At 63.8% G+C, this 24,018-nt stretch carries 25 protein-coding genes; 6 read left to right on the top strand and 19 right to left on the bottom strand.

From position 1 onward, the window contains the following. Positions 1-52: 52 nt before the first annotated feature. Together QQS38_RS15875 and QQS38_RS15870 are read right to left on the bottom strand one after the other, a co-directional pair. Positions 53-1,837, bottom strand: a complete 1,785-nt coding sequence (locus QQS38_RS15875; protein WP_479646328.1) for a methyl-accepting chemotaxis protein — start codon at positions 1,835-1,837, stop codon at positions 53-55. A 212-nt stretch (positions 1,838-2,049) separates the two neighbouring features. Continuing rightward, on the bottom strand, positions 2,050-3,471 hold the full coding sequence (locus tag QQS38_RS15870; RefSeq protein ID WP_479646327.1) for an aminotransferase-like domain-containing protein: 1,422 nt from the start codon (positions 3,469-3,471) through the stop codon (positions 2,050-2,052). 115 nt (positions 3,472-3,586) lie between these two features. Here QQS38_RS15870 and aptA point away from each other — a divergent pair, with 115 nt between their 5' ends. After that, positions 3,587-4,915, top strand: a complete 1,329-nt coding sequence (gene aptA, locus QQS38_RS15865; RefSeq protein WP_479646326.1) for an omega-aminotransferase AptA — start codon at positions 3,587-3,589, stop codon at positions 4,913-4,915. Between the two features lie 315 nt (positions 4,916-5,230). Here aptA and QQS38_RS15860 read toward each other — a convergent pair whose 3' ends face one another. The 3 genes from QQS38_RS15860 to QQS38_RS15850 all read right to left on the bottom strand — a co-directional run bounded on the left by QQS38_RS15860 (position 5,231) and on the right by QQS38_RS15850 (position 8,134). After that, on the bottom strand, positions 5,231-5,791 hold the full coding sequence (locus QQS38_RS15860; protein WP_479646325.1) for an outer membrane lipoprotein: 561 nt from the start codon (positions 5,789-5,791) through the stop codon (positions 5,231-5,233). A gap of 314 nt (positions 5,792-6,105) precedes the next feature. Then, complete coding sequence (locus QQS38_RS15855) at positions 6,106-6,738, bottom strand: c-type cytochrome (protein ID WP_479646324.1); 633 nt, start codon at positions 6,736-6,738, stop codon at positions 6,106-6,108. A gap of 46 nt (positions 6,739-6,784) precedes the next feature. Next, on the bottom strand, positions 6,785-8,134 hold the full coding sequence (locus QQS38_RS15850; RefSeq protein ID WP_479646323.1) for a cytochrome C: 1,350 nt from the start codon (positions 8,132-8,134) through the stop codon (positions 6,785-6,787). 259 nt (positions 8,135-8,393) lie between these two features. Between QQS38_RS15850 and QQS38_RS15845 the strand changes: the two genes are divergently transcribed. Beyond that, positions 8,394-8,912, top strand: coding sequence for a metal-dependent hydrolase (locus tag QQS38_RS15845; RefSeq protein WP_479646322.1), 519 nt, complete (start codon positions 8,394-8,396; stop codon positions 8,910-8,912). Between the two features lie 20 nt (positions 8,913-8,932). On the opposite strand, the gene QQS38_RS15840 is transcribed toward QQS38_RS15845, so the two are convergent. From QQS38_RS15840 to QQS38_RS15790, 11 genes are all read right to left on the bottom strand, one after another. Further along, entirely contained in the window at positions 8,933-9,799 is an 867-nt protein-coding gene (locus QQS38_RS15840) for a F0F1 ATP synthase subunit gamma (RefSeq protein ID WP_479646321.1), read from the bottom strand. Further along, positions 9,796-11,415 (bottom strand): F0F1 ATP synthase subunit alpha, encoded by a 1,620-nt coding sequence (locus QQS38_RS15835; RefSeq protein ID WP_479646320.1) that lies wholly within the window; start codon positions 11,413-11,415, stop codon positions 9,796-9,798. The genes QQS38_RS15840 and QQS38_RS15835 overlap by 4 nt, the downstream gene beginning before the upstream one ends. Next, entirely contained in the window at positions 11,393-12,145 is a 753-nt protein-coding gene (locus tag QQS38_RS15830) for a F0F1 ATP synthase subunit delta (RefSeq protein ID WP_479646319.1), read from the bottom strand. The genes QQS38_RS15835 and QQS38_RS15830 overlap by 23 nt, the downstream gene beginning before the upstream one ends. A 9-nt stretch (positions 12,146-12,154) precedes the next feature. Next, positions 12,155-12,403, bottom strand: coding sequence for a F0F1 ATP synthase subunit C (locus QQS38_RS15825; RefSeq protein ID WP_479646318.1), 249 nt, complete (start codon positions 12,401-12,403; stop codon positions 12,155-12,157). Continuing rightward, positions 12,400-13,098 (bottom strand): F0F1 ATP synthase subunit A, encoded by a 699-nt coding sequence (locus tag QQS38_RS15820; RefSeq protein ID WP_479646317.1) that lies wholly within the window; start codon positions 13,096-13,098, stop codon positions 12,400-12,402. Before QQS38_RS15820 ends, QQS38_RS15825 begins: the two co-directional genes overlap by 4 nt. Further along, positions 13,095-13,379: an N-ATPase subunit AtpR gene (locus tag QQS38_RS15815; RefSeq protein ID WP_479646316.1), complete on the bottom strand. Its 285-nt coding sequence runs from the start codon at positions 13,377-13,379 to the stop codon at positions 13,095-13,097. Before QQS38_RS15815 ends, QQS38_RS15820 begins: the two co-directional genes overlap by 4 nt. A 2-nt stretch (positions 13,380-13,381) precedes the next feature. Then, positions 13,382-13,726: an AtpZ/AtpI family protein gene (locus QQS38_RS15810; protein ID WP_479646315.1), complete on the bottom strand. Its 345-nt coding sequence runs from the start codon at positions 13,724-13,726 to the stop codon at positions 13,382-13,384. Continuing rightward, the gene (locus QQS38_RS15805) at positions 13,716-14,180 is read right to left on the bottom strand and encodes a F0F1 ATP synthase subunit epsilon (protein WP_479646314.1); all 465 of its coding nucleotides are present in this window, start codon (positions 14,178-14,180) and stop codon (positions 13,716-13,718) included. Before QQS38_RS15805 ends, QQS38_RS15810 begins: the two co-directional genes overlap by 11 nt. Then, positions 14,177-15,610 carry a F0F1 ATP synthase subunit beta gene (atpD, locus tag QQS38_RS15800; protein ID WP_479646313.1) on the bottom strand — a complete coding sequence of 478 codons (1,434 nt, stop codon included), beginning with the start codon at positions 15,608-15,610 and terminating at the stop codon, positions 14,177-14,179. The genes QQS38_RS15805 and atpD overlap by 4 nt, the downstream gene beginning before the upstream one ends. A 239-nt stretch (positions 15,611-15,849) precedes the next feature. Next, on the bottom strand, positions 15,850-16,869 hold the full coding sequence (locus QQS38_RS15795) for an alpha/beta fold hydrolase (protein WP_479646312.1): 1,020 nt from the start codon (positions 16,867-16,869) through the stop codon (positions 15,850-15,852). Between the two features lie 46 nt (positions 16,870-16,915). Beyond that, entirely contained in the window at positions 16,916-17,323 is a 408-nt protein-coding gene (locus QQS38_RS15790; protein ID WP_479646311.1) for an organic hydroperoxide resistance protein, read from the bottom strand. 306 nt (positions 17,324-17,629) lie between these two features. Here QQS38_RS15790 and QQS38_RS15785 point away from each other — a divergent pair, with 306 nt between their 5' ends. The 3 genes from QQS38_RS15785 to QQS38_RS15775 are packed head-to-tail and all read left to right on the top strand — an operon-like array spanning position 17,630 to position 20,279. Then, entirely contained in the window at positions 17,630-18,175 is a 546-nt protein-coding gene (locus QQS38_RS15785; RefSeq protein ID WP_479646310.1) for a redoxin family protein, read from the top strand. A 41-nt stretch (positions 18,176-18,216) separates the two neighbouring features. Beyond that, positions 18,217-18,957, top strand: coding sequence for a response regulator (locus QQS38_RS15780; protein WP_479646309.1), 741 nt, complete (start codon positions 18,217-18,219; stop codon positions 18,955-18,957). Further along, a complete protein-coding gene (locus QQS38_RS15775; RefSeq protein WP_479646308.1) occupies positions 18,954-20,279 on the top strand; it encodes a sensor histidine kinase in 1,326 nt (441 codons plus the stop codon). Before QQS38_RS15780 ends, QQS38_RS15775 begins: the two co-directional genes overlap by 4 nt. 105 nt (positions 20,280-20,384) lie before the next feature. On the opposite strand, the gene QQS38_RS15770 is transcribed toward QQS38_RS15775, so the two are convergent. After that, complete coding sequence (locus QQS38_RS15770) at positions 20,385-21,677, bottom strand: DUF3422 family protein (protein WP_479646307.1); 1,293 nt, start codon at positions 21,675-21,677, stop codon at positions 20,385-20,387. Between the two features lie 325 nt (positions 21,678-22,002). On the opposite strand from QQS38_RS15770, the gene QQS38_RS15765 reads away from it, so the two are divergent. Beyond that, positions 22,003-22,293 carry a helix-turn-helix domain-containing protein gene (locus QQS38_RS15765; protein ID WP_479646306.1) on the top strand — a complete coding sequence of 97 codons (291 nt, stop codon included), beginning with the start codon at positions 22,003-22,005 and terminating at the stop codon, positions 22,291-22,293. A 24-nt stretch (positions 22,294-22,317) separates the two neighbouring features. Here the strand turns inward: QQS38_RS15765 and QQS38_RS15760 are convergent, their stop codons facing one another. After that, on the bottom strand, positions 22,318-23,058 hold the full coding sequence (locus tag QQS38_RS15760) for an ABC transporter permease (RefSeq protein ID WP_479646305.1): 741 nt from the start codon (positions 23,056-23,058) through the stop codon (positions 22,318-22,320). Then, entirely contained in the window at positions 23,055-24,008 is a 954-nt protein-coding gene (locus QQS38_RS15755; RefSeq protein ID WP_479646304.1) for an ABC transporter ATP-binding protein, read from the bottom strand. Before QQS38_RS15755 ends, QQS38_RS15760 begins: the two co-directional genes overlap by 4 nt. Positions 24,009-24,018 lie beyond the last annotated feature (10 nt).

Here is a 24,018-nt window from a genome sequence, read left to right as displayed (position 1 = left end):
ACAGGCGTCGAAGTCTTGACGGCCGCGGCTTGGTACCTGCTACCTGCGCTCGTCAGAAGGTTTGCCAGCTTGCGTCGGAGGTTTCCGCAAGGGCGTGCGCAGGTTTCATCATCCGCATTTTAGTTTCGCTCGGTTCATGCTTGGGCGCGCGCTGACTTGCGCGCGGCGCCGCAGTGCGCGACGGGCTAGGCGAGGGCGCGGCAGCCACGGGCCGAGCGCGGTTCGTGGCGACTTCGCGCCGCGCCGCCGGCGAGACGCGGGCCGCATCGTCCAATCGGAAGAATGCGATCGCCTCGTTGAGTACCCGGCCTTGATCCTCGAGCGACTTGGACGCCGCCGCGGCTTCTTCCACCAGAGCCGCATTCTGCTGCGTGACTTCGTCCATCTGCGTGATCGCCTGATTGACCTGCTCGATGCCGCGGCTTTGTTCGGTCGATGCGGCCGCGATCTCGCCCATGATGTCCGTGACGCGCGCGACCGCTTGCGTCACCTCCGTCATCGTCTTGCCTGCTTCGCCCGCCAGCGACGAGCCGTCGTGAATTTTCTGCACCGAAGCGCCGATCAGGTCTTTGATTTCCTTGGCCGCGCTCGAGGAGCGCTGCGCAAGCGAGCGCACTTCGCTCGCGACCACGGCGAAACCGCGGCCTTGCTCGCCCGCGCGCGCCGCTTCGACGGCCGCATTCAATGCCAGGATGTTCGTTTGGAAAGCGATGCCTTCGATGAGGCCGGTGATATCGGCGATCTTCGACGAGCTTTCGCTGATCTCGGTCATCGTCGTCACGACCTGGCCCACCACGGCGCTGCCCTTGGTCGCGACGTCCGAAGCGTTCGCCGCCAAGGAACTCGCCTGTTGAGCGTTCTCGGCGTTTTGCCTGACGGTCGAGGTCAGTTCCTCCATGCTCGACGCCGTTTCCTCGAGCGAGGCCGCTTGCTCTTCCGTGCGCGAGGACAGGTCCACATTGCCCGCGGCGATCTGGCTCGCTCCCGTCGCGATGTTATCGGCCGTGGCCCGCACTTGGCCGATCAGCTTCACGAGGCCGGTCTGCATGGTCGACATGGAGGCGAGCACGCTTCCCGGCGGCGCGGATTGCGCGCCCGCCACCGTGCCCAAATCGCCCTCGGCGATCCGCCGGGTGATGTCCGACAATTCATTGGGCTCGGCGCCGAGCGCCCGCGTGATGCTGCGCGTGATCAGCAGCGCGGCGAGGAGTGCCGCTACCACCGTGGCGGCGCAAATGCCGAACAGCAGCGCGCGCTGGCTGGAATACAACTCGCCAGCAAGCTGGACTTTGTGTTCGGCGCGCGTTTCGGTATATGCCGAAAAGGTATCGGTTGCCTTCACGAGTTCGGCAAGCAGCGGACGGCAGTTTTCGTCGATCTTTCTGATGGCGTCGTCACGTTTGCCGTTGAGCGCATCGTTCTCGATGTCGGCTGCCACGGGCCCATACTCCGCTTCGATGCGCCCGATCTCCGCGATCATCGCCTTCGCTTGCTCGTTGGTGTCGCTGCCCGCGGCGGCGGCTTGGTCGTTGAGTTTCTTCAGCGAAGACTTCACGTCGTTGTCGGCGCGTTGCAGCGCCGCCTTTTCCAGATCGACATCCGCGGGCTTGGTCACGAGCACCAAGTTGCGCGCCGCGATCGCGCGCCGGTCGACTGCGGCGCGCACGTCGGCAGCGGTGCGGGCGCGGGCGTCGATGCCCCTGACGTATAGCGAGAAGCTACCGTTGATTTGGCTCAGGGAATACAACGCGAGGCCGGAGACGACGAGGACCAGCGCCGCGAGCACGCCGAACGAAAGCGAAAGCTTTGCCTTGACGGTCATTGCGTTGAAGTTCATGAAGAAACCCCTATTAAAAAGCGAGTACATAAGGGCGACGTTTCGCGTCGCTATAGACGCCATATCGGCGGCTAGCAGGGCGAAAACTACATCACAATGTGATAGAAAACGTTTGCGTCAGGGATTTGGAGCGATGGGAGTTACCCGGGAAGCCGGATCCTCGCCTCTCGCATCGATGCAAGTGGGCGTGCGCGCGGCGGGGCTGTACGCTCTTAAATCGCGCGCGGCGCGTTGCCGGTCAGCGCCTTCATGAAAGACCACAAGGCCGGCACATCGGAGGTCGCCGCATTGAAGCGAAACCATGCCGAGGCCGTCTCTTCCGGGCGGAAGTACGAGCCGGGCGCCAGCCAGATCCCTTTGCTCAACGCGTCGCTGGTCACGGCGATACTGTCTTCGGGCTGGATCGGCAGCTTGGCCCAGAGAAACAACCCCGCGTTCGGTGCATGAAATAGTTCGAGCCCCACATCGGCCATGGCTTGCGTGACTCGACTATGCGCATTGAACAATCGTTCTCGAAGGTGCGCGGTATGGCGGTCGTAGTGGCCGTCGACGAGCACGTTGGCAACGGCGCGCTCGGTAATCTCCGAGGAGGTCAATCCGACGGCCATTTTGGTCAGCGCGAAGCGGGAGATCAGATCGCGGCTGGCCGCGATATACCCCACGCGCATGGCGGGCGTGATCGTCTTCGAAAACCCGGACAAATAGATGACCCTGCGCAACCCTTCCATGGCAGCGAGGCAGGGCGCACCCGCCGGTGCAAGGGGTCGCGAGATATCGTCCTCGACCACCCACAGGCCTTCGCGGTCTGCGATCTGCAGCAGACGAAACGCGGCCTGCGCATTGAGCGATGCGCCGGAAGGGTTCTGCAGCACCGTGTTGATGAACAGGCCCTTGGGCCGATGCTGCTCGATCAATGCTTCGAGCCGTTCGATATCGATGCCCTCCGGCGTGCGCGGCACACTGACGACATTGACGAACGCCACCTTCAGAATTTGAAGCAGGTTGCAGTAGCAGGGATCTTCGACGACAACCGTGTCCCCGGGCCGCAGCAAGGTGCGAACGACGAGGTCCAGCGCTTGGGTGACGCCTTGCGTCATCAAGACGTCGGCTGCACCGATAGCGAGGCCGTAGCGGCGCAGCGTGTCGGCGATCAGATCGCGCAGCGGGCCGAACCCGTGCGGGTGGCCGTATCCGCCTATACGTGGCCCCGGCACGCGGCTGACGACGCGCAGGGCGTGTTGAATTCCGCTTTCGTCGATCCAGTCGTTGGGGATCCAGCCGCATCCGGCCTTGATGGGGACGGTCTGATCGGCGAATACGTCGGACAAAAGCCACGCCGCGTTCAGGCTGGGCGTGCTCCAGCCCGGGGCCGCGGGCGCTTTGGCCGGCGGCGTCGCGACGCGGTAACCGGCGCCTGCTCGCGCGACCACGAGCCCCAGCGAAACCAGGCGTTGATACGCCTCCGATACCGTGTACGTGCTCAGGCCGTGCGATTTCGCGAGCGCGCGCACGGAAGGCAGCAAGGTCCCGGCCGGATAAGTCCCATGCCGCAATTCTCCTTGGATCGAGGAAACGATCTGATCGACCAGCGTGCCCTCGTCCTTGCGGCAACGAGAGAGCTTCAGCGTGAACATTTCAATACAGTTGGGAAGAAAAAATCAGCACGGTTTGATTGCTCGTTTTTTGCTGTGCAGTGATTGTAGCCCGCCGAACCGATACAGTCGGCGCCATATTCCACGGAGCCCACTCATGAGCACATCGCACAGCAGCCCCGATCTCTCGAACTTCTGGATGCCGTTTACGGCGAATCGGCAATTCAAGGCGTCGCCGCGATTGTTCAAGGCCGCGAAGGGGATGTACTACACGACGGTCGACGACCGTGCCGTTCTGGACGCCACAGCCGGGCTCTGGTGCGTGAATGCCGGTCACGGTCGCGCGGAGATCACCCGCGCCGTGGCCGAGCAGCTCGACACGATGGGCTATGCGCCCACGTTCCAAATGGGGCACCCGCTGGCGTTCGAAGCGGCGACGCGCGTGGCCGAGTTGATGCCGGCCGGCCTCGATCGCATCTTCTTCACGAATTCGGGCTCGGAATCGGTCGATACCGCATTGAAGATCGCACTCGCCTACCACCGCGCGCGAGGCGAGGGGCAGCGCACGCGGTTCATCGGGCGCGAGCGCGGCTATCACGGCGTGGGTTTCGGCGGCATCTCGGTTGGCGGCATCCTCGCGAATCGCAAGACGTTCTCGGGCAATTTGATGCCGCACGTGGATCATTTGCCGCATACCTTGAACATCGCCGAGGCAGGGTTTACGCGCGGCCAGCCCACGTGGGGCGCGCACCTGGCCGATGAGCTCGAACGGCTCGTCGCGCTGCACGACGCTTCTACGATCGCGGCCGTGATCGTCGAGCCGCTGGCCGGATCGACTGGCGTTCTCGTGCCGCCGAAAGGCTATTTGGAGCGGTTGCGCGAACTGTGCACGAAGCACGGCATTTTGTTGATTTTCGATGAAGTGATCACGGGGTTCGGGCGGCTTGGCGCGCCTACCGCGAGCGAGTACTTCGGCGTGACGCCCGACATCTTGACGCTGGCGAAGGCGATCAACAACGCCGCCGTTCCGATGGGCGCGGTAGCGGCCAGTCGCGCGGTGCATGATGCGGTGGTCGACGCGGGCGCCGCGAATGCCATCGAGTTCTTTCACGGCTACACTTATACCGCGCATCCGGCGGCCGCGGCCGCGGCTATCGCCACGCTCGATATCTATCGGCGCGACGGGTTGTTCGAGCGCGCAAAAGAACTATCCGGCGTGTTCGAAGATGCCGTGCATGAACTGCGCGGCGCGGCGCATGTGAAGGACATTCGAAACCTCGGGCTCGTGGCCGGCGTCGAGCTCGAGTCTCGTCCGGGCGCGGTGGGCACGCGTGCCTATGACGTCTTCCTCAAATGCTTCGAAGCGGGCGTGCTCGTGCGTTACACGGGCGATATCCTCGCGTTCTCGCCGCCGCTGATCATCGAAGAAAAGCAAATCGACCAGATTTTTTCAACGGTGCGGGACGTGCTCGGTAGTGTTGCCTAAGCCTGATACGAAGCGAAACGCGATCGGGCTTCGTCGCCCTCGTCACCCTCGTGGATCTGCGGCGTGATGTAGGCGATGGGGCTGGCGACGAAGGAGCGATGCGAAGGAGCCCGCGCGGCGTGCTTCTGTCGTCTCGTCTCGGTGACGCAGAAGAGCGTCGACGTGGTGCGTATTGGCGCAGGCGTTCGAGACCGAGTATGCGAGGGTGGAACGCGACGTGGGGAGCGTGGTGGTCGAGCGCGTCTAACCGGCCGGTAGACGCGCTGCTCGATGGCTTCGATCGATAGGCGATCGATAGAGCCGATCAAGCGCCGATCAATAGCGCGAAATCTGGTTGCCGTCGATGCGCACGCGATCGCCGGGTCGCAGATCGCCGGGCGTCTGCATGTCGAAGGAACGCATGCTGCCGTCGCTCAGTTGAATGTCGACACGGTAGCCCGAGGGCTGCCCAACGTTTTGACCGATCTGATTGCCGGCGACCGCACCGCCGAGCGCACCGATGACCGTGGCCGCATCGCGCCCATGGCCGCGACCGAACTGATTGCCGATCACCCCGCCTACCACTGCGCCGACCAGCGTCCCGGCCACGCCCGAGGGGCTCGTTGCGCCGCCGATCGGACGAATGCCTGCCACGGTGCCGTACTGTTCGCCATAACCGCCGGGTTGAACGTAGGCGGGCTGAGGCGGCGGCGCGTAGGCGGGCTGCGCGTAGGCGGGCTGCGCGTAGCTCGGTTGAGCGTAAGCCGGCTGCGCATACTGAGGTTGCGAACCGTAGGCGCCGTACGGATTGGGTGCGATGCAGCCGGTGAGCGATACGGCGCAAACCGCGGCGAGGGGCAGGAGAACGGCGGTTTTGGTCAGCGTGCGGTGTTTCATGGGATGACTCGATATCGATTAAACGCTAGCGAAACGGGAATGAATCGGTTGCGCCTCGGAGTATAGGGATTGGCGAATCGTCTGTACGCGGCCACGGGGTAACAGTGTGTAAAGTCTGTTGCCGGGCAAAGGCGCTATCATCGCCGCCCGAATGGAACCTAGCGGCAACGAAACGTGGACCGGATATAAATGGGGCGCGCGCATACCGAAAGTGATATCGGTGATGCAATTCGCGATCGACGTGCCATCCCGGTATCGAGCCTCGCGTATGTGCCGAACGCTGGCCCCCGCGACGTTTCAACCCTTGCAGTCCTTCACTTCGATTGCAGAAATGCCGTAACAGCTTTTGCTTCTTCTTTCCCGAGCGTATGAGCCACGGCCGACATCACGGGGGCATTCGCCCGCGTACCGTTTTGAAAAACCTCGATTTGGCGCATCAAGTACTCGGCATGCTGGCCCGCAAGCCGGGGAAATTGTCCGTTTCCTTGTCCCTGCGCGCCATGACACGAGGCGCACGCCGGCACGCCTTTCTCGGAAAGACCTTGTTCGAAGATCTTCTGGCCTTCTGCCACTAGCGCCGCGTCGCCGGCGCCGCCAGCCGTCGGCGTTTGTTGGGCATAGTAATCGGCCAACGAAGCAATGGTCGCATCGTCCAGTTGTGATGCGATCGCCCACATGTACGAGCGTGCGTCGGACTCCGAGCGCTGATGTTGCCCGAATCCCTTCAACTGCGCGACGAGATAGTCTCGCGTCTGGCCATTGAGCTTCGGAAACATGGGCGACTGACTGTCTCCATGCACGCCGTGGCATGCCACGCACAATTGAGAGGCCAAGCGCGCGCCGTCCTGCGCCGAGGCGCGAGGCGTGCCAAGAGCAAGGACGATAGCGACGACCGGTAACGCGGCCGATGCGCTGAGTCGAGCGGAATAACGCGACAGTCGTTTCATATGCCGGCCCACTTTTTCATTTGATTCGATTTCCGATGCTCGCGCTCTAGAACATGATCCAGGCCAGCAAATACAACGTATTGTTGTCGCTGGCGTTGCGACCGTTGCCGTCATAGTTGTAGCGCGCCCCGTTGAACCTCAGGAACCACGTGTACTGCACCGCGATCTTGACTTGCGGTATCGGTAAGTAATCCGCTTCGAGGATGACGCCGTTGGAGTTAGGGGTTCCATTCGCACTGCCGGTTACGGGCGCCGGTCCATATAGACCGGGGTCCGTGCTTCCCGTCGTTTGAAAGTAGGCGAGTGTGGCGCCGTACTTTCGCTGATAGTAGTACGACGCTTTCGCTTTGAAGGTATTGAGCGTATCGGACGCGTTCGTCGGCGTTGGCCCCGCACCGATTCCTCCGCTCGCAAAACTTGCATCCCAGCTCTGCTTTTCGTGAATCCAGGTGGCTTGCGCGGTGATCGAATGCGTGTACGTCAAGTATTGGTACTGGGTGTCGAAAGCGATATCCGTGAAGCGATCGGTCGGCGAAACGGGGATCGTGTTGTCGGGATACTTGTCGGCAATGAGGCCGTATGTGCCGAACATGATCGAGTGCGGTCCCCATTCGGCGTTGTAGGCAAGCCGCCAGTACGGGTTGTTGCCGGACAGGCGCGCCACGCCGCCGGGGCTCGTGATGTCCTGCCCCGTGCGCAAGAACGAGAACATCTTGTCCGCGGTTCGATACAAGCCGACCTCCGCGTAAATGCTGCGTTGCCAGAACACATAGGCCGTGGCGCCGGCCACTTGCTGCGCGAGTCCGCCGTCGATGAGCGTGCTGGCCATCGGCGTGAGCGAGACGCTGCTCGACGCGTAGGGGTAACCGAAGGCCGGCGTGCTGTTCCAGACATCCGACACGGTCGGGTTATTGTTGAGTGTCATGCCGTAGATAAAGTCGATGTCACCCTGCGTGAAATGGCCGGCCGCGCGGATATCGGTGTTGTCGATGCCGCTGTGGTGCGCAATACCGTCATAGGTCCATTGCGCGAAGGCGCCGACTGGCCCGGCGATCCGGCCTGCATAGAAGATGCTGGCCTGCTGTAGCGCCACCCCGCCGTTGCGTACGAAGTCGTAGTCGTTGTTATCGATCGTGCGCGTATTCGTTTGAGAGAACTGCAACATCGCGGCGAGGGGAATCGTTTTATTGTTGGTCAGCGTATAGCCAGTCAACTTGAAAAACCTGCCGAACGGGGTGAGTTCGGGAAAACTCACGTGGCAGGCCACGCATGCGAGGCCGGTTTGGCGGGCGAATGCAGGCACCGCCTGCGCCGCGCGACCGATTAGACATAGCGCCACGGCCATGAGAAACATCGCGCACCGAGCGCGAATGACGCGTTTGCCCCAGGCATTCATGGCGCCTCCCCCAAATATCTTTCGTCGTTTATAGGACAAATCGGACGAACCAAGTGGCTTTCTCGCGTGCTTTCGTTCGAATCGACACGTAACGCTCGATTGCGCCTCCCTTTGCACATACCGTAATGCTCGGTCGTCCGACGGTTCTTGACATGGCTCAAGGTGTCCATTGCTTGCGGGTTTACCGCTAGCGATTGGAATCGGCGTCGTTCTGCGACAATACCGGCCCCTCGTCTTCGATTCCAACCGCACACACGAAATGGCATCGCATAGCGCACACCATGCCCTGGGTTGGGCTGCCGGCATGACGGCGGCCGCAACCGTCACCGCAGCCGGAGCGGCCGGACCTTGGCACGTCGGCGCGTTGATGGCGTTTATGGCCGGCGTGGCAGGAGGCACGGCGCCCGACTGGCTCGAAATCGCGTGGTGGTCTCGCGCGCGGCGGCTATGGATCGCACATCGAACGGCGACGCATTGGGGAATCGGTTGGGCGGCCGCGCTGATCTTCGCCTACCACTCGCTTGGCCGCATCCATCCGTTTGCCGCCGCGCTGTTCGGTTTCGCATGCGGCGGTCTCACGCATCTGCTGGCGGATTGGCCCAACCCGCTCGGCGTGCCATGGATCTGGCGACGTCATTCGCTGAACCTATGGAACAGCGGGCGCTGCGATTTGATCGTCGTGGCCTTGGGGTGGGCGGGGGCGGCCTGGGTTGCACGACCGCTATGGGTTCCGTACGTCGCGCCCCTGATGCGTGGGTTGCATCCGCTCGTGCGCTGAGCTTCGCAGTGACCTGACGATCACGCCCCTAACGCCTGCGTACCGACATCGACACTCGACAGTTCGACGATCTCCTCGGTGATTTGCTCTTGCCGCAACCGGCGATATTCCATCGTCAACTGCATGGCCGTTTCGTCGATATTGCGCCGGGCGGCCATCATCGTGCGCATGCGCGCTTCGCTTTCCGCAGCGAACGACAAGACGATGGCTTCGCCCACCTGCGTGTACACGTATTCCTCCGCCAGCCTTTCGAGCAACACGCGCGCAGGCAGGGTGACCATGGGCGGCAGGCGGCGATGCGCCGGCTCGAAGCGCCCGAAATCGAAAGGCAGCAGCGATGTCGTCGCGATCGATGCGCCTTCCACGGGGTGCGGCGCGCCATGCACGAGCGTAACGCGGGAGACGCCGCCGTCTTGCAAGCGGCCATACAACGCGTGCACGATGCGCCCGGCAAGTTCGGGCACGGCATCCACATGCAGCGCCATTTCGGCAGACCAACTCGCCCGATAGCCGAATTCCTCTGCCACCAACTGGGCGCGATCGCCGACGATGAAATATTCGATGTCGCCCATTGAGGGGCGATGCGCCGCTTGCATCACCCGGTGGTTGTACGTACCGACGAAGCCTTGCTCCGTGCCGATCACGATCAGAATCTGCACGTCGCGCGATCGAGCCGGCGTCGATAGGTCCGAGGGAAAGGATGTCGCCAAGGTCATCGCGTCCGCAATTGCTGCCGCGATTTGAGCGGCGCATGCGCGGATACCCGGCAGACGTGCAAGCGCCTCGCGTGTGCGGGCAGCGGCGATGCCGCGCATCGCCGTGACGACCGATGCCAGTTCGCCGGCCGTATCCAGGCGCGCTTGCACCACGCCAAGTTCGTTGCTCATGGACTGCTCCGACCTTGCGGGCTTTGCTCGCTCGGTGGCCTCTGCGAATTTGTCGAGCTTGTCGGACTCGGCGGGCTTGGCGGGCTTTGCTCATCGCGAGGCACGAGATCCCGCACGATGCCGATCAGCATCTCACGGTCATCCGGCTGTACTTGCGCACCGTGTTGCAGCGCCGGGCCGAGCTTCGCCGCGATGCCGATGGCGTCCAGGCGCGCGGGAAGCGCCTCGCGCACTTGCGCAACGGCCGCGTTCGAGCACGTGTCGAACACGCCCTCGGCCAGCGCAAGCAGCAGGGCGATTTCCCCGATCGGGCGCAGCGGCGAGAACCTCGGTTGAGCGATCAGCGCACGGATGCGTTCGCCGCGCGCGATCTGTGCCTTCAGCCGCGCGTCGCTCAAGCCGCCGAAGCGCGTGAACATTTCGAGTTCGAGGAACTGCGCGTAGTCGAGCCGCAAACGCCCGGAAGCGGCGCGCAACGCCGGAAGCTGTGCCTTGCCGCCCACGCGGCTCACACTGAGCCCGACGTCGATCGCGGGGCGCTGGTTCGCCGCGAACAAGCGCGCATCGAGCACGATCTGTCCGTCCGTGATCGAGATCAGATTGGTCGGGATGTAAGCGGCCAGATTTCCCGCGTCGGTCTCCGCGATCGGGATCGCGGTGAGCGAGCCGCCGCCTCGCTCCGAACAGAGCTTCGCCGCACGTTCGAGCAACCGAGCGTGCAAGTAGAAGATATCGCCGGGGTAGGCTTCCCGTCCGGGCGGTGCGCGCGTGAGCAGCGACAACTCGCGATGCGTGGCGGCATGTTTGGACAGATCGTCGATCACGACGAGCGCATGCCCGCCGCGGTCTCGGAAATACTCGGCAATGCTGAAAGCCGCGAACGGCGCGATCCATTGAAGACCAGGCGGATCGGATGCGGACGCAACGACGAAAACACAACGCTCGGGGGCGCCGTGCTTGCGGACCGCATCGATCACGCGCTCGACCGCCGTCGCCCGTTGGCCGATGGCGACATAGACGCAAGTCACGTCGGAATGTTTTTGATTGACGATCGCATCGATGGCAATCGAGGTCTTTCCCGTCGCGCGATCGCCGATGATCAGTTCGCGTTGCCCGCGGCCGATGGCGAACAATGCGTCGATCAACAGAATGCCGGTTTCGATCGGCTCGGATACCAGCTCGCGTTCGATGATCGCCGGCGCGGGGCGCTCGATCGGAAGCGAGAGCGAGGCGTTTATCGCCTGACCGCCATCGAGCGGCCTGCCGAGCGGATCGACGATCCGGCCCAGCATGCCGGGCCCGACCGGCACTTCGACCACGCGTCCGGTGCCCAGCACGCGCGAACCGGCCGCGATGCCCGCGCCGCTGTCGAGCAGCACGCAACTCAGCATGTCGACATCGAGCTCGAGCGCGAAGCCGAATTGGCCACCGTCGAATTGCAGCAACTCGTTCAAGCGCACGTGCGGCAGCCCGCTCACGCGCGCGATGCCGTCCGCCACGTGTTCGACGCGCCCGACGATTTGCGCCTGCGGCGCGAGGCTGAGCCGTGCGAGTGCGGTCCTGCCGCGCGAGAGCCAGGCGCCCTCGGCGGTTTCAGGTGTGGAATTCGTCGTCATGGGACAAGAGCTCGGCCTTCAGCGTTTCTAGATCGTGCCGGAAGCTGTTTCGCACGACGACATGCGGTGCGACGAGTTCGAGCCCCGCGATCAGGCTCGGATCGACTTCCGTCTGCAGCTTCACCTCATGGCCTGCTGCCCGGGTGAGTGCGGTGCGGCATTGCTCCAACTCGTCGCCGCTCAACGCCCGCGGGGCGATCAAATGCAGCGGGGCGGAGGGCTCGCCAAGGTGAAGGCGATTCTCTGGCGGCAGCGTGCGGACGGCGTCTTCGAGCGGGGCGATGAAGCCTTCGACGAGCGCCTGCGACGGGAGCCTGGACAGTAACCGAGACGCGATGTCGAGCGCGAATGCGCTGGCTCTAGCGGCATCCGCGCGTGCCGCGTTCTTGCGCATCAGATCGGTTTGTTCCGTGGTGGATGCGCGCAACGCATCGGCTTCGTCGCGAGCGGCCGCGAGCAGCGACGTTCGCAATTGTTCGGTTTGAGCCGATACCTCGCTCAGCCGCTGCAGGCGTAGCGCATCCATCGATGCGACTTCCTCGGCGGCTTGCTTGCGGTCGCGCTCGGCCATATCGCGTGCTGCTGCCGCCTCTCCCATCATGGCGGCCGTGGCTTGCTGGCGATCGGCCATGATCTTGGCGACCGGCTTGAACAGGAAACGCGACAAGAGCCAGACGAGCACCAATACGTTGACGGTCTGAAACCCGAGCGTCCACCAATCGATGCGCATGTCGGATGCCTATTTGGTGAACGGGTTGGCGAACAGCACGAGCAGCGCCACGACCAGGCAGTAAATGGCCATCGTCTCGATCATGGCTAAGCCGACGAACAGCGTGCGCGAGATCGTGCCTGCCGATTCGGGCTGCCGGGCCAATGCGTCCATGGCCGCGGCGACGGCGCGGCCTTCCGCCAGGGCGGGGCCGATGGCGCCGAACGATACGGCGATCGCCGCCGCAACGATGCTGACGAGTTGAATCCAATTGGTCATGATGGTCCTTGCGATGGATGCGATGCGGTCTGGGCCTGCTCGCCTAGGGCGGCGCCGATGAACACCGCCGCGAGCACGGTGAAGATGTAGGCTTGCACGGCGCCGGTCAGCAGATCGAGTGCCATCAGCGGAATCGGTACGAGCAGCCCTGCCAAAGAGAGGACGATGCCGATCACGAAGACGCCGCTCATCACATTGCCGAACAGACGGACGACCAGTGAAAACGTACGCGTGATTTGTTCGACGAGATTGAGCGGGATCATGATCCACGTGGGCTCGGCGAACGATGCGAGATAGCGGCGAATGCCGCGCGCGCGAATGCCGTAGTAGAGGGTCGCCGCGAACACCACGCAAGCGAGTGCGGCATCCGTTTCGATATGCGCGGTGGGCGGCTCTACGCCCGGAATCATGCCGGACCAATTGCAAGCGAGGATGAAGACGAACAACGTGCCGATCAATGCCCGATAGCGCGCGGGATCGGATTGGATCGTGTCGCGAAGCTGACTATCGAGCGAAGTCACGAGCAACTCGAGGGCGACTTGCAGCTTCGTTGGCGCTAGCGATAGGCGCCTTCGTACCCACAGCACGGCGCCGACGATCACGATCATGATGGCCCAAGTGGTCACGACAGGCGCGGAGATCGAGACGACGCCGAGCCGTAGCAGCGATTCGGTCGCGAGGGGCGAGTGGATCATGGCGCTTGCCTTGCGAGTCGAATCGCGAAGTGCCGCGCGAGCACGATGCCGGCCAGGGCGGCCAACAAGGCGGCGGGTCCGAGACGAGCGAGGCCGAACAGCGCAAGCGCGAGCATGCCGAACCGTGCCGCTTGCAACGCGATCGCGGCGCCGATGGCGTGACGCGCATAGCAGCGCGCGTTCGCCCATAGCGAGGCGAAATAGACTGCACCGACGATGCCGCCGGCCGCGGCGCCGATGGCGATCTTCAAGGAAGTGGTTAGGGAGGCTATGTCGAGCATGCTCATTCCCCTGGGTTTTGACGATGCATCCAGCGCCAGGCGAGCCAGAGGCCGATTGCTGCGCCGATCATCAAGAGAGGCGCCGAAAAGAACACGCCGGTGGCAAAGCGCCGGTCGAGCCAGTGACCGACCCACAGACACAGTAAGGTCGGGATGACCACCATCCATCCGAGCATGCCGATCTGACCAAGCCTTGACCCGAGCGATGGCTCGGGCACATCGCGCGCCGCGCGATCGCGCCGCGCGGCTTGTTGCGCGGTTCGCTCCAACAGATGCGAGCCATGATTGCGCGCCGGTTCTTTCGGCGCTGGATCGCGCGGCGGCATGTCGGGTCGATCATCGACCATGGCGATTGCCTTCATCGACGCCATCCGCGCATCCGGCGCCGTTCGCTGAGCGAGGTCGCAGGTACTTCAATATCTGCCGGATCGCGTGCGCGTTCAGGCGCGTTTGTTCGACCCGCGCTTTTCGCGCTGCATCGGCTCGCGCGGCCCGGGTTGCGCGCACTTGCGTTTCGAGGGTGTCTAGCGCCTCGCCCAGTTCCGCTTCCCGGCATGCAATGCTGACCCGGGCGCCATCGACCACGCGCAACACGCCACCGCTGACCGCGCAAAAGCGCCGCTGCCCATCGGCGGTGCGCCAGCGCAACACACAGGGCGCGAGGACGGTCAGGAAATCGGCGTGACCGGGCAGAATGCCGAAGCTGCCCGTCGCATCTTCTGCGCGCAAGGCGACGATATCCGCGCTGTCGACGAGCATCTCTGATGGTGTGGCGAGCGTGAGCCGAAGCGTCGCGTTCATGAAGCGCCTCGTTCGCGCTCGCGCGCTTCGTCGAGGGTGCCCACCATGTACAGCGACTGCTCGTGCCACGTGTCGCATTCGCCGTCGAGGATGGCCTTGCATCCGGCTAGGGTCTCCTCGACCGTGACCGAGCGCCCTGCCACACCCGTGAACGCTTCCGTCACGGCGAACGGTTGCGTCAAAAAGCGTTGTAGGCGGCGCGCCCGGCCGACGATGCGCCGATCGTCGGCGGCCAGCTCTTCGATCCCGAGCAGCGAGATCACGTCTTGCAATTCTCGATAGTGCTCGATCGTGCGCCTCACCTCGGTGGCGACTGCGACATGCTCCGCGCCGACCACCAATGGATCGAGCAGGATCGACGACGATGCGATCGGGTCGATCGCCGGATACATGCCTTCGGCGGCCATGGCCCGGGACAGCACGACGGTGCTGTCCAGATGCGCGGCGATCGTCGTGACGGCCGGGTCGGTGAAATCGTCAGCGGGCACGTACACGGCCTCGATCGCGGTGATCGACGTGCCGCCGACTGAAACGATGCGTTCCTGCAGGGCCGCCACTTCCGTCGCCAAGGTCGGCTGGTACCCGACGCGCGACGGCAGGCGCCCGAGCAAACCCGAGACTTCCGCGCCGGCTTGCACGAAGCGAAACACGTTGTCCATCAGCAGGAGGACGTTTTGGTGCTGTTCGTCGCGGAAATATTCGGCAACCGTCAATGCCGTCAGCGGCACGCGCCAACGTGCACCGGGCGGCTCGTTCATCTGGCCGTACACGAGCACGGTGCGCGGCAACACGCCCGAGCTTTGCATGTCGTGCAAGAGCTCGTGTCCCTCGCGCGAGCGCTCGCCCACGCCGGCGAACACCGATATGCCTTGGTAGTGTTCGACCATCGCGTGAATCAGTTCCATCACGAGCACCGTCTTGCCCACGCCGGCGCCGCCGAACATTGCCGCTTTGCCGCCGCGGGCGAGCGGCGCGAGCAGATCGATGACCTTGATCCCGGTCGCGAAGATCGCGGTCGCGGCATCCTGTGCGGACAATGGGGGCGGTTCGCGGTGGATGGGACGCCGCGGAACATCGGCGCGCAATGCCGGGCCTTTATCGCCAGGGGCGCCCATCACGTCGATCAATCGCCCCAGCATTGCGTCGCCCACCGGGATCGCGATGGCTTGCCCCGAGGCATACGCGCGCACGCCCCTGGGTAACCCGTTCGTCGATTGCATGGCGAGCGCGCGAACGGTCCGCTCGTTCAGATGCGCTTGGACTTCGGCAACGATGCGCCGTCCATCCTCGCTTTCGATCGAAAGCGCGCTATTCAAAGGCGGAAGCCTGCGGGCCGGGAACGTAAGATCGATCACCGCGCCGCGCACGGCGACGACTTCGCCCGCGAGCGGGGTGCTGCTTTGTTCGACGCTGACCGATTGCGTTTGCATGGCGAGTCGTTCTCGAATGCCTTGCTTGGAAAAGAACCACCTCACTATGTATCGCGATCCGTTTCGGCGGTGGTTGATCGCGATCAACCGGGGGCGGGATCGGGTGCATCTCGCCGCTGCGGTTGACGTAGATCAATCCGCCCCCGTTCGCCGTCGCTGCGAACGAGGGGCGAGGCGATCAAGGAATGGGGGCTGCGAAACGACGCCACGAATTGAGATTGGCGCTAACCCGCACCGTATCAAAGATGATCCGCGTCGACCACGGCCTGAGTGAATGCCTGCGGCGCTTCTTCGGGCAGGTTGTGGCCGATGCCGCCTGTGACGAGGCGGAACTGGTACTTGCCCGCGAAGCGCTTCGCGTACGCCTCGGGTTGCGGATGCGGCGCGCCGTTGGCATCGCCTTCGAGTGCGATGGTCGGCACGGTGATGGGCGCAAACTGCGCCAAGCGTTTCTCGAGCGGTGCGTACTTCGGTTCGCCCTTGGCCAAGTCGAGCCGCCAACGGTAGTTGTGGGTTGCGATGGCCACTTGATCCGGGTTCTGGAGCGCGGCCGCGCTGCGCTCGAAGGTGGCGTCGTCGAACTTCCATTTCGGCGAAGCCAACTGCCAAATCAATTTGGCGAAATCGTGACGGTACTTGTCGTAGCCGATGCGGCCGCGCTCGGTCGCGAAGTAGAACTGGTACCACCACTGCAGCTCGGCTTGCGGCGGCAGCGGCGTGTTGCCCGCCTTTTGGCTGCCGATGAGGTAACCGCTCACCGTCACCAACGCTTTCACGCGTTCGGGCCAAAGCGTCGCGACGATGTCGGCCGTGCGCGCACCCCAGTCGAAGCCGCCGAACACGGCGCGCTCGATATGCAAGGCATCCATGAAGTCGATGGCGTCCTGCGCCAGGGCGGCGGGTTCGCTGTTTCGTACGGTGCGATCGGATAGGAAGTGCGTTTCGCCGTAACCGCGGGAATACGGGACCAGCACGCGGTAGCCCTTTGCCGCGAGGGCGGGCGCGACCTGCTCGTAGCTGTGAATGTCATAGGGCCATCCATGCAAAAGGATGACGACAGGCCCGTCGGCCGGTCCCATTTCGGCATAAGCGACATCCAGCACGCCCGCGCGGACGTGTTTGAGCGGCCCCCACGGTGCTTGCGATGCAGAGGATGCGGCCTGCGGTTGCGACACCGAGTCTTCGGCGTGTGCGTTCGGAACGAGGCAACCGAGGCTCAAGGCAAAGGTGGCGGCGAATGCGGCGTAGTTGGCTTTCATGAGAATCTCCTGCGGGTCGTGTCGAGAGTCGAGCGATGAGAATGGGTTAAACCACGCATACCGTGGCGTCGATGTTGCCCCGCGTCGCCTTCGAATACGGGCACAATTGGTGGGCGCGCTCGATGACCGATTGCGCGACTGCCGGGTCGAGCCCCGGAAGGCTCACGTTCAGACGCGCGGCCAGGAAGTAGCCGCGTTCGGTGTCCAAGTTCAAGTCGACTTCCGCCGAAACCGCCGTGTCGGGCGGCAGCGCGATGCCGACCTCTTGCGCGGCTCGGCTCATCGCGCCGATGAAGCAGGCCGACCATCCGGCGGCGAACAACTGCTCCGGGTTGGTGCCGGTGCCGTTGGAGCCCGGCGCCGACAACTTGATGTCGAGGCGATGGTCGTCGCTGCGCGACTGCCCGTTGCGACCGCCGGTGGTGTGGGTTCTGCCGGTATACAGGGTGGACATGGTCGGTTTCCTTTTTGGATGAAATGGCCGCTGAGTTGCAAAGCGCTGGCCGGTGTGCGTATGAAACCGTGGCGGCGTATCGTGCATGTATCGCGGCAGGCGCGCAATTTCATCGGAACGTGTCGCGCGCAGCGCCGGATACGTTCCGATACAAAGCGCCGCCGCTTCCCGGCGCCCGGACATGCCGCGAATACAAACGGATACAAAACGAGGGGAAAACGGACATGCTGAGGATAACGAAGCAGACGTAAATAGCGGGCAAGGCGGCGCACAACGCACCGTCAGGCACGCTGAGGAGGCGCACTCATGACTTTTTCTCGATTCGTCATCACGGCCCTCGCCCTGTCGAGCGCCGCGTTGCTAACGTTCCGGCTTGCTGCGGGCGGTTTGCCAGGCGCGCGGCAATCGGTGGTGGAGGAACCCGCGCCCGGCTTCGCGGGCGCCGATCGTTGGTATAACTCGCCGCCGTTGACGCTCGATGCGCTGCGAGGCAAGGTGGTGCTCGTCGAGTTCTGGACCCGCGAATGCATCAATTGCATTCACGTGCTCCCGCATACGAAGGCGCTGCATGACGCGTATGCCAAAGACGGCCTGGTCGTGGTGGGCGTGCATACGCCGGAATTCGAGGAGGAACGCGATCCGGCGGCCCTGCAGGCCGCACTCGATCGATATGGGATCATGTGGCCCGTCGCGGTGGATAATGAGTCGCGCATTTGGAACGCCTACGGCAATCGCTTCTGGCCCGCGATTTACTTGATCGATCGGAATGGCCGCGTGGTCTATCGGCATTACGGCGAAGGCGACTACGAGCAAACCGAGCGGCGCGTGCGCGCCCTGCTCGGAAAGCCTTGACACTAGACCCCGAATTCGACAGCGAACGGGCAACGAAGAGCATGGAACATATCGACCACATCCTCGTCGTCGACGACGACCGTGAGATTCGCACCGGCGTCGTCGAATATCTGCGCAAGAACGGGTTGCGTGCCAGCGCCGCAGTCAATGGTCGCGAGATGTTCGCGCAACTCGATTCGTCGGCGTTCGATTTGATCGTGCTAGACATCATGATGCCCGGCGACGATGGCCTCGTGCTGTGCCGAACGCTGCGCAGCGGGAAGCATAAAGCCGTGCCGATCCTATTGCTCACCGCGCGCGATGACGAAACCGACCGCATCGTCGGCCTCGAAATGGGCGCCGACGATTACGTGGTCAAGCCGTTCTCGCCGCGGGAGTTGCTGGCGCGCATCAAAGCCGTGATCCGTCGCGCGCGCATGCTGCCGCCCAATTTGCGCATCACCGAAACCGCCGGGACGCTCTCGTTCGGCCGTTGGCGGCTCGACACGACGGCACGCCATTTGATCGACGAACAGAACACCGTCGTCGCGCTGAGCGGCGCCGAGTTCCGGCTCTTGCGCGTGTTCTTGGATCACCCGCAGCGTGTGCTATCGCGCGATCAACTGCTCAATCTGACGCAGGGCAGAGACGCGGAGCTCTTCGATCGCTCCATCGATTTGTTGGTGAGCCGCCTGCGCAGCCGGCTCGAAGACAACGCCAGGGAGCAGTCGTATATCAAGACGGTGCGAAGCGAGGGGTACGTCTTCAGCATGCCGGTGACGCTGCTCGGAGGCGACGCGTGAGCGACGCGGCGCCGGATGCATCGATGCGCTGGCTGCCGCGCCGCATGGCATCGCGCGTGTACGTGATCATTTTCGCGGGGTTGATGCTGGCGCAGGCGCTATCATTTGCGTTGATGTATTACGAGCGCGATCAAAGCGCCACCGCGGTGATGCTCGATTCGGTGGAGCACGAAGTCGGCACGTCGGTGGCCGTGCTGGACCGGTTGCCCGCAGCGGAGCGCCCCGACTGGCTCGGCCGCCTGCAACGCGACAACTACCGTTTCGTCCTTGGCGATGGCCGAGTGGGCATGCCGCTCGCCTCCGGGCGCTCGCGCGAGCTCGTGCGGCGGATCGAGCGCGAAGTCGGCCCCGCCTATCACGTCAAGGCCGATACGATCTCGATGCATCCCGAGCGCTATCGAATCCACTTCACGTTGCACGACGGCGCGCCGCTCACCTTGGAAGTCACGCCGCGTGGCGTGCCGCCGATCGCGCAGTGGCTGCCGGTCGTGCTGGTGTTGCAGTTGCTGGTGTTGCTCGCATGCACTTGGCTGGCGGTGCGATTGGCCACGCGGCCGTTGACGCAGCTCGCGCAAGCGGCCGAAGCCATGACGCCCACAGCCGAGGGCCCTCACATGAGCGAAGCCGGCCCCATCGAAGTGGCGCAAGCCGCGGCGGCCTTCAATACGATGCAAGAGCGCATCAGCCGCCACGTCAAGGAACGGCTGCACATTCTCGCTTCGATTTCGCACGATCTACAGACGCCGATCACACGCATGCGCCTGCGTGCCGAGGCGTTGGAAGACAACGAAGATCGCGTCAAGCTGCTCGGCGATCTGCACGAGATGGAGCATCTCGTGCGCGAAGGCGTGGCGTATGCCCGCAGCGCGCATGGCGGGGCCGAAGCGCCCGTGCGCATGGATGTGGCTGCGTTTCTGGAAAGCGTCGTGTTCGATTATCAGGACGTGGGAAAGCCGGTCACGTTGACGGCGTCGGTCAGCGGCGTATCGATGGTGCGCCGGCAGGCGCTGCGGCGCGTGTTGGGCAACTTGATCGACAACGCGATCAAGTACGGCGGCGCGGCGCAAGTGAGCGCGTGGCGCAACGACGAAGGCGCGCTGTGCGTGGCGGTGCTCGATCGCGGTCCCGGTATTCCCGAAGACGAACTCGATCGCGTTCTCGAGCCGTTTTACCGCTTGGAAGGGTCGCGCAACCGCGATACCGGCGGCGCGGGGTTGGGCCTTGCCATCGCCGCGCAATTGACCCGCGCTATCGGCGGCCGCCTCGAACTTGGCAATCGGCAGGGTGGGGGGCTGGTGGCGACGGTCGTATTGCCCGTATGAGCGGATCGCGGCGCGCTCGGTAACCCGCATGAGGGCGTGCGGACGGCTTTGCGCGCAAGGCGCTGCCGGGGAAGTAGCGAACTCCACCCGATAGCGGTGCCGCGCCTAGTTCGGCTCGATGCGCCGAGCGTCGTCGTGGCCGAGCCTGCGAATGCGACCGGTGAAGATCACGACCGCGGCCACGACGGGCAGGATGAGCAGACCTTCGAGAATTTCCGGGTCCAGCGGCAGGTGAACCGCATGAAGCGCGCGCAACGCCGCGCCGGAAAGGTTGAGGACGTAATACGAAATCGCGGCCACCGAAAGCCCTTCCACCGCATGCTGCATCCGCAATTGCGTGCGTGCCGTGCGGTTCATGCCTTCGAGCAGCGCGGTCGTATGTTCCTCCTGCGCCAAATTGACCCGGGTTCTCAAGAGATCGACGGCTCGTGCAACGCGTGTGGCCGATTGCTGATGCCGGGCCCATACGGAGCTGCACGTCTGCATGGCGGGCAAGAGCCGGCGTTGCATGAATTCGGCAATCGTCGGAAAACCCTCGATCCGTTCTTCGCGAAGTTCCGCAATGCGCGCGAGCACGAGCTTCTCGTAAGCCGCCGACGCGCTGAAGCGCGTTTCGAGCCCGGCATGCGCCTCGAGCTGCCCGGCCAGCCGCGTGAGCTCGCGCAAGAGGTAGGCATCGTCCTCGTCGTGCCCCGGCTGTTCCATTCTTCGCATCAAGGCCGATAAAGAGCCGTCGAGCTTGCTCAGAAACTGGCTGTGCCGGCGGGCGTCGGGCAGCGCGAGCAGCGCCATCATGCGGTAGGTTTCGATTTCGAGTAGACGCTGAATCAGGCGGCCCGCCTGCTCTTCACGGAAACCAAGATCGAGCACGAGCAAGCGCAAGAAGTGATCGTCGTGCACGAGCCAATCGCAGTAAACCTCGCCGCCCGCCAGCACGTTCGTTCCGACGAGCACCGGCCCGGGCAAGAGGTCGCGCACTTGCGTTCGGATCCGCGCGGCTTGCTCGCCGCAGCGCAACTCCGCATGCGCGGCGACGAGCACGCTCTCGTGCAATAGAGAGAGCCAGGAAGCGGGCACCTCGTTCATTGCCGCGGCGTTGAATAGGCCGTCCGGCGTGCCCGTGCGAACGAAGGTGAACGTCGAAAATTCGGTGTGCTTCTCCCACTTGATTTGCCAATCGCCTTTCTGCGCCGCGTAGTGATTGTGGTGCGGCAAAGGCGCGGGCAACCCCAAGGCGGAAGACAAGGTCGCCAGCAGGCGTGCGTGTATTTCTTCGTCGTGCTCCGAATAGATCGCAAGGTGACTTACGGATGCCGGCCCGTCGATCAGAAGAAAAGGGCGGGCGTGAAGCTCCTGCGAGAGCGGATCTCTGAGCGGATGGTTGAGCGAAGAAAACATGAATGTGTCCGTGTCCGTGGCGTGACAGTGTAGCGCGCCAATATGACGGGAGATTTCCTCCCGCCCGGGCCGCGAATGTCGGCGCACTGCGTCGGAATTGTCCGATGCTGCTCTCCGGATTCCTACAGCAAGATAATCTGGGGCCGATAGCGCATAGCGCGGCTCGCGTCCATGATGGCATCGCATCGAAGCGAGATTCCGCCGAGCGACTGGCGCTCGAAGCGGGACATGACTTCGGTAAATCTAGGGGCCGATCATGCTGGCGTTTCCCAGATTCAGGTTGCGAGAGGGCATCGAACGCGTCGTCCTACATGGGCGGCGGATCGTGAGCATTGCCATCGCGCGCGGTAGCGGCGCTTTCATGATGCTCGGCTCGATGAGTGCCGAGCAACGCGTGGCGGCATATCTGCTCGACGTTTCCGATCGGTGGCACCCACGCGGCTATTGCGCTTGCGCGTTCTCGCTGAACATGACGCGGAGCGAAATCGGCAGCCGCGTCGGCCTAGGAACCGAGGCGGTCAACCGCGTGCTGCAGGGCATGCACAAGCGCGGGATCATCGATGTGGACGCGAGCGCGATTCATATCCTCGACGTGCCGAGCTTGATCTTGCTCTAACCCGACAGGCAGTCGCGCAAGCGCTCAACCATTGCGCAGGCTGATCCCGCGCACGACGAGCCCGCTCGCCGCGACGAGACAAGCCGCGAGCACCGCGATCGAGCTTGCCGGGGCGACCACGAATTGCGTCGTCAGCACGCCGCGCATCAAGTCGACGCCGTATGCGGCGGGATCATAGGCGGCCGCCAGGCGAATCCATTGCGGCGCGAGATCGAGCGGGTATAGCCCGCCCGAGAGAAAGAACATCGGCAACAATAGCGCGTTCGATACGACCGGAAACACGATCACGGACCGAAACGGCACCGCGAGCGCAAGTCCCAAAGCCGAGAAGGCGAGGGCCGCGAACGCCATCGCCAACAGCAACAACGCGAGACGCGGCGCGGTGAGACCGATGCCGATCATCGGCGAGAAAGGCAACAGCAACAGGCTTTGCACCCAAGCGACGAGCGCGCCCGCGCAGATCTTGCCGGCGGCGATCTCGATGCGCCCGGCGGGCGAGACGAGCAACGCATCGAGCAACCCCGTTTGCCGGTCATGCACGATGCCGACCGCAGCCGAGATCGCCGTGAACATCAGCGACAAGCCGATGATGCCGGGGAAGATGTACGCCTGATAACCGCTGACCTCGGCATAGGTGCCGCTTCTGAGCGCGGCCCCGAGCACGAAAAGATAAAGCAGCGGCTGCGTCAGCCCGAACAGGATCCGCAGCGGAGACGCCCAAAACCGTTTTAGATCGAAGCACACGACCGCCAGCACGGTGTTCATGGCGTGGCCTCTGCGACGGTGCGTACGGGCGCCGCCGTGCTAGGCGATGCGCCGGTCCAATGATCGATGACGTCCATCAGGCTGGGCGTTGCGATATCGGCGTCGAAAACTTCGAACGGCATCCGTTGCAGCAATGAAGGCAGGACGGCTTGCGGGTCCACGCATGAAACGATCGCGGCGTCCGCTTTGGGTTTCACCGCATACCCTTGTGCCGCGAGCCAGCGGCACGCGACGCCGACGCTCTGGACCCGCAACCGGATCACGCCCGCCACAGGAGAGCACAGCGCTCGCCATGAGCCATCGGCCAGCAATCCTCCCTGATGCAACACGACGATACGATCGGCCTCGCGGGCCTCCTCTGCGTGATGGGTCGTATGCAAGACCGTGTGGCCAGCGGCTACGAGCGTTCTAATCTCCGACCAGAAAGCATGACGTGCGGCCACGTCGAGACCGAGCGCGGCCTCGTCGAGCAATAGCACGCGAGGCCGCGCGACGAGGGCGCGAGCCAGTTCCAGGCGGCGGCGCTGACCGCCGGATAGAGTCTGAACGGGCGCCGCTTGGATCGCATCGAGCGCGAGCAGCGACAGCAATTCGTCGACGCGGCGCCGTGCGGCTCGCCCCCTCAATCCCTGCAACTGCGCAATGAACAGCAGATTGTCGAGCGCGCTCAAGCGCATCTCCAACGCCGAGTCCTGAAACACGACGCCGATACGGGCACGCACTTGCGCGGGATGGGCAATGGCATTCACGCCATCGATGAAGATTTGCCCGCAGTGCGGCACGGCCAGCGTGGCGAGCAGCGAGAGTAGCGTCGTCTTCCCCGCGCCATTGAGCCCGACGAGCGCGACCGATTCCGCCCGCCCGATCTTCAAGCCGACGTTGCGCAAGATCTCGCGGCCATTACGGCGAAAGCTGACGTCGCGGATATCGATGATGGGCTGATACGACATAACGTGGCGC

The organism is Trinickia sp. Z7, from assembly GCF_056498045.1.
Note: the sequence above shows the minus strand (reverse complement) of the source record. Positions and strands in the feature narration are given on the sequence as shown.

Excerpts from the sequence above, each read along its gene's own strand:
- QQS38_RS15875 (WP_479646328.1), bottom strand. The coding sequence starts at position 1,837 with ATGAACTTCAACGCAATGACCGTCAAGGCAAAGCTTTCGCTTTCGTTC.
- QQS38_RS15870 (WP_479646327.1), bottom strand. The coding sequence starts at position 3,471 with ATGTTCACGCTGAAGCTCTCTCGTTGCCGCAAGGACGAGGGCACGCTG.
- aptA (WP_479646326.1), top strand. The coding sequence starts at position 3,587 with ATGAGCACATCGCACAGCAGCCCCGATCTCTCGAACTTCTGGATGCCG.
- QQS38_RS15860 (WP_479646325.1), bottom strand. The coding sequence starts at position 5,791 with ATGAAACACCGCACGCTGACCAAAACCGCCGTTCTCCTGCCCCTCGCC.
- QQS38_RS15855 (WP_479646324.1), bottom strand. The coding sequence starts at position 6,738 with ATGAAACGACTGTCGCGTTATTCCGCTCGACTCAGCGCATCGGCCGCG.
- QQS38_RS15850 (WP_479646323.1), bottom strand. The coding sequence starts at position 8,134 with ATGAATGCCTGGGGCAAACGCGTCATTCGCGCTCGGTGCGCGATGTTT.
- QQS38_RS15845 (WP_479646322.1), top strand. The coding sequence starts at position 8,394 with ATGGCATCGCATAGCGCACACCATGCCCTGGGTTGGGCTGCCGGCATG.
- QQS38_RS15840 (WP_479646321.1), bottom strand. The coding sequence starts at position 9,799 with ATGAGCAACGAACTTGGCGTGGTGCAAGCGCGCCTGGATACGGCCGGC.
- QQS38_RS15835 (WP_479646320.1), bottom strand. The coding sequence starts at position 11,415 with ATGACGACGAATTCCACACCTGAAACCGCCGAGGGCGCCTGGCTCTCG.
- QQS38_RS15830 (WP_479646319.1), bottom strand. The coding sequence starts at position 12,145 with ATGCGCATCGATTGGTGGACGCTCGGGTTTCAGACCGTCAACGTATTG.
- QQS38_RS15825 (WP_479646318.1), bottom strand. The coding sequence starts at position 12,403 with ATGACCAATTGGATTCAACTCGTCAGCATCGTTGCGGCGGCGATCGCC.
- QQS38_RS15820 (WP_479646317.1), bottom strand. The coding sequence starts at position 13,098 with ATGATCCACTCGCCCCTCGCGACCGAATCGCTGCTACGGCTCGGCGTC.
- QQS38_RS15815 (WP_479646316.1), bottom strand. The coding sequence starts at position 13,379 with ATGCTCGACATAGCCTCCCTAACCACTTCCTTGAAGATCGCCATCGGC.
- QQS38_RS15810 (WP_479646315.1), bottom strand. The coding sequence starts at position 13,726 with ATGGTCGATGATCGACCCGACATGCCGCCGCGCGATCCAGCGCCGAAA.
- QQS38_RS15805 (WP_479646314.1), bottom strand. The coding sequence starts at position 14,180 with ATGAACGCGACGCTTCGGCTCACGCTCGCCACACCATCAGAGATGCTC.
- atpD (WP_479646313.1), bottom strand. The coding sequence starts at position 15,610 with ATGCAAACGCAATCGGTCAGCGTCGAACAAAGCAGCACCCCGCTCGCG.
- QQS38_RS15795 (WP_479646312.1), bottom strand. The coding sequence starts at position 16,869 with ATGAAAGCCAACTACGCCGCATTCGCCGCCACCTTTGCCTTGAGCCTC.
- QQS38_RS15790 (WP_479646311.1), bottom strand. The coding sequence starts at position 17,323 with ATGTCCACCCTGTATACCGGCAGAACCCACACCACCGGCGGTCGCAAC.
- QQS38_RS15785 (WP_479646310.1), top strand. The coding sequence starts at position 17,630 with ATGACTTTTTCTCGATTCGTCATCACGGCCCTCGCCCTGTCGAGCGCC.
- QQS38_RS15780 (WP_479646309.1), top strand. The coding sequence starts at position 18,217 with ATGGAACATATCGACCACATCCTCGTCGTCGACGACGACCGTGAGATT.
- QQS38_RS15770 (WP_479646307.1), bottom strand. The coding sequence starts at position 21,677 with ATGTTTTCTTCGCTCAACCATCCGCTCAGAGATCCGCTCTCGCAGGAG.
- QQS38_RS15760 (WP_479646305.1), bottom strand. The coding sequence starts at position 23,058 with ATGAACACCGTGCTGGCGGTCGTGTGCTTCGATCTAAAACGGTTTTGG.
- QQS38_RS15755 (WP_479646304.1), bottom strand. The coding sequence starts at position 24,008 with ATGTCGTATCAGCCCATCATCGATATCCGCGACGTCAGCTTTCGCCGT.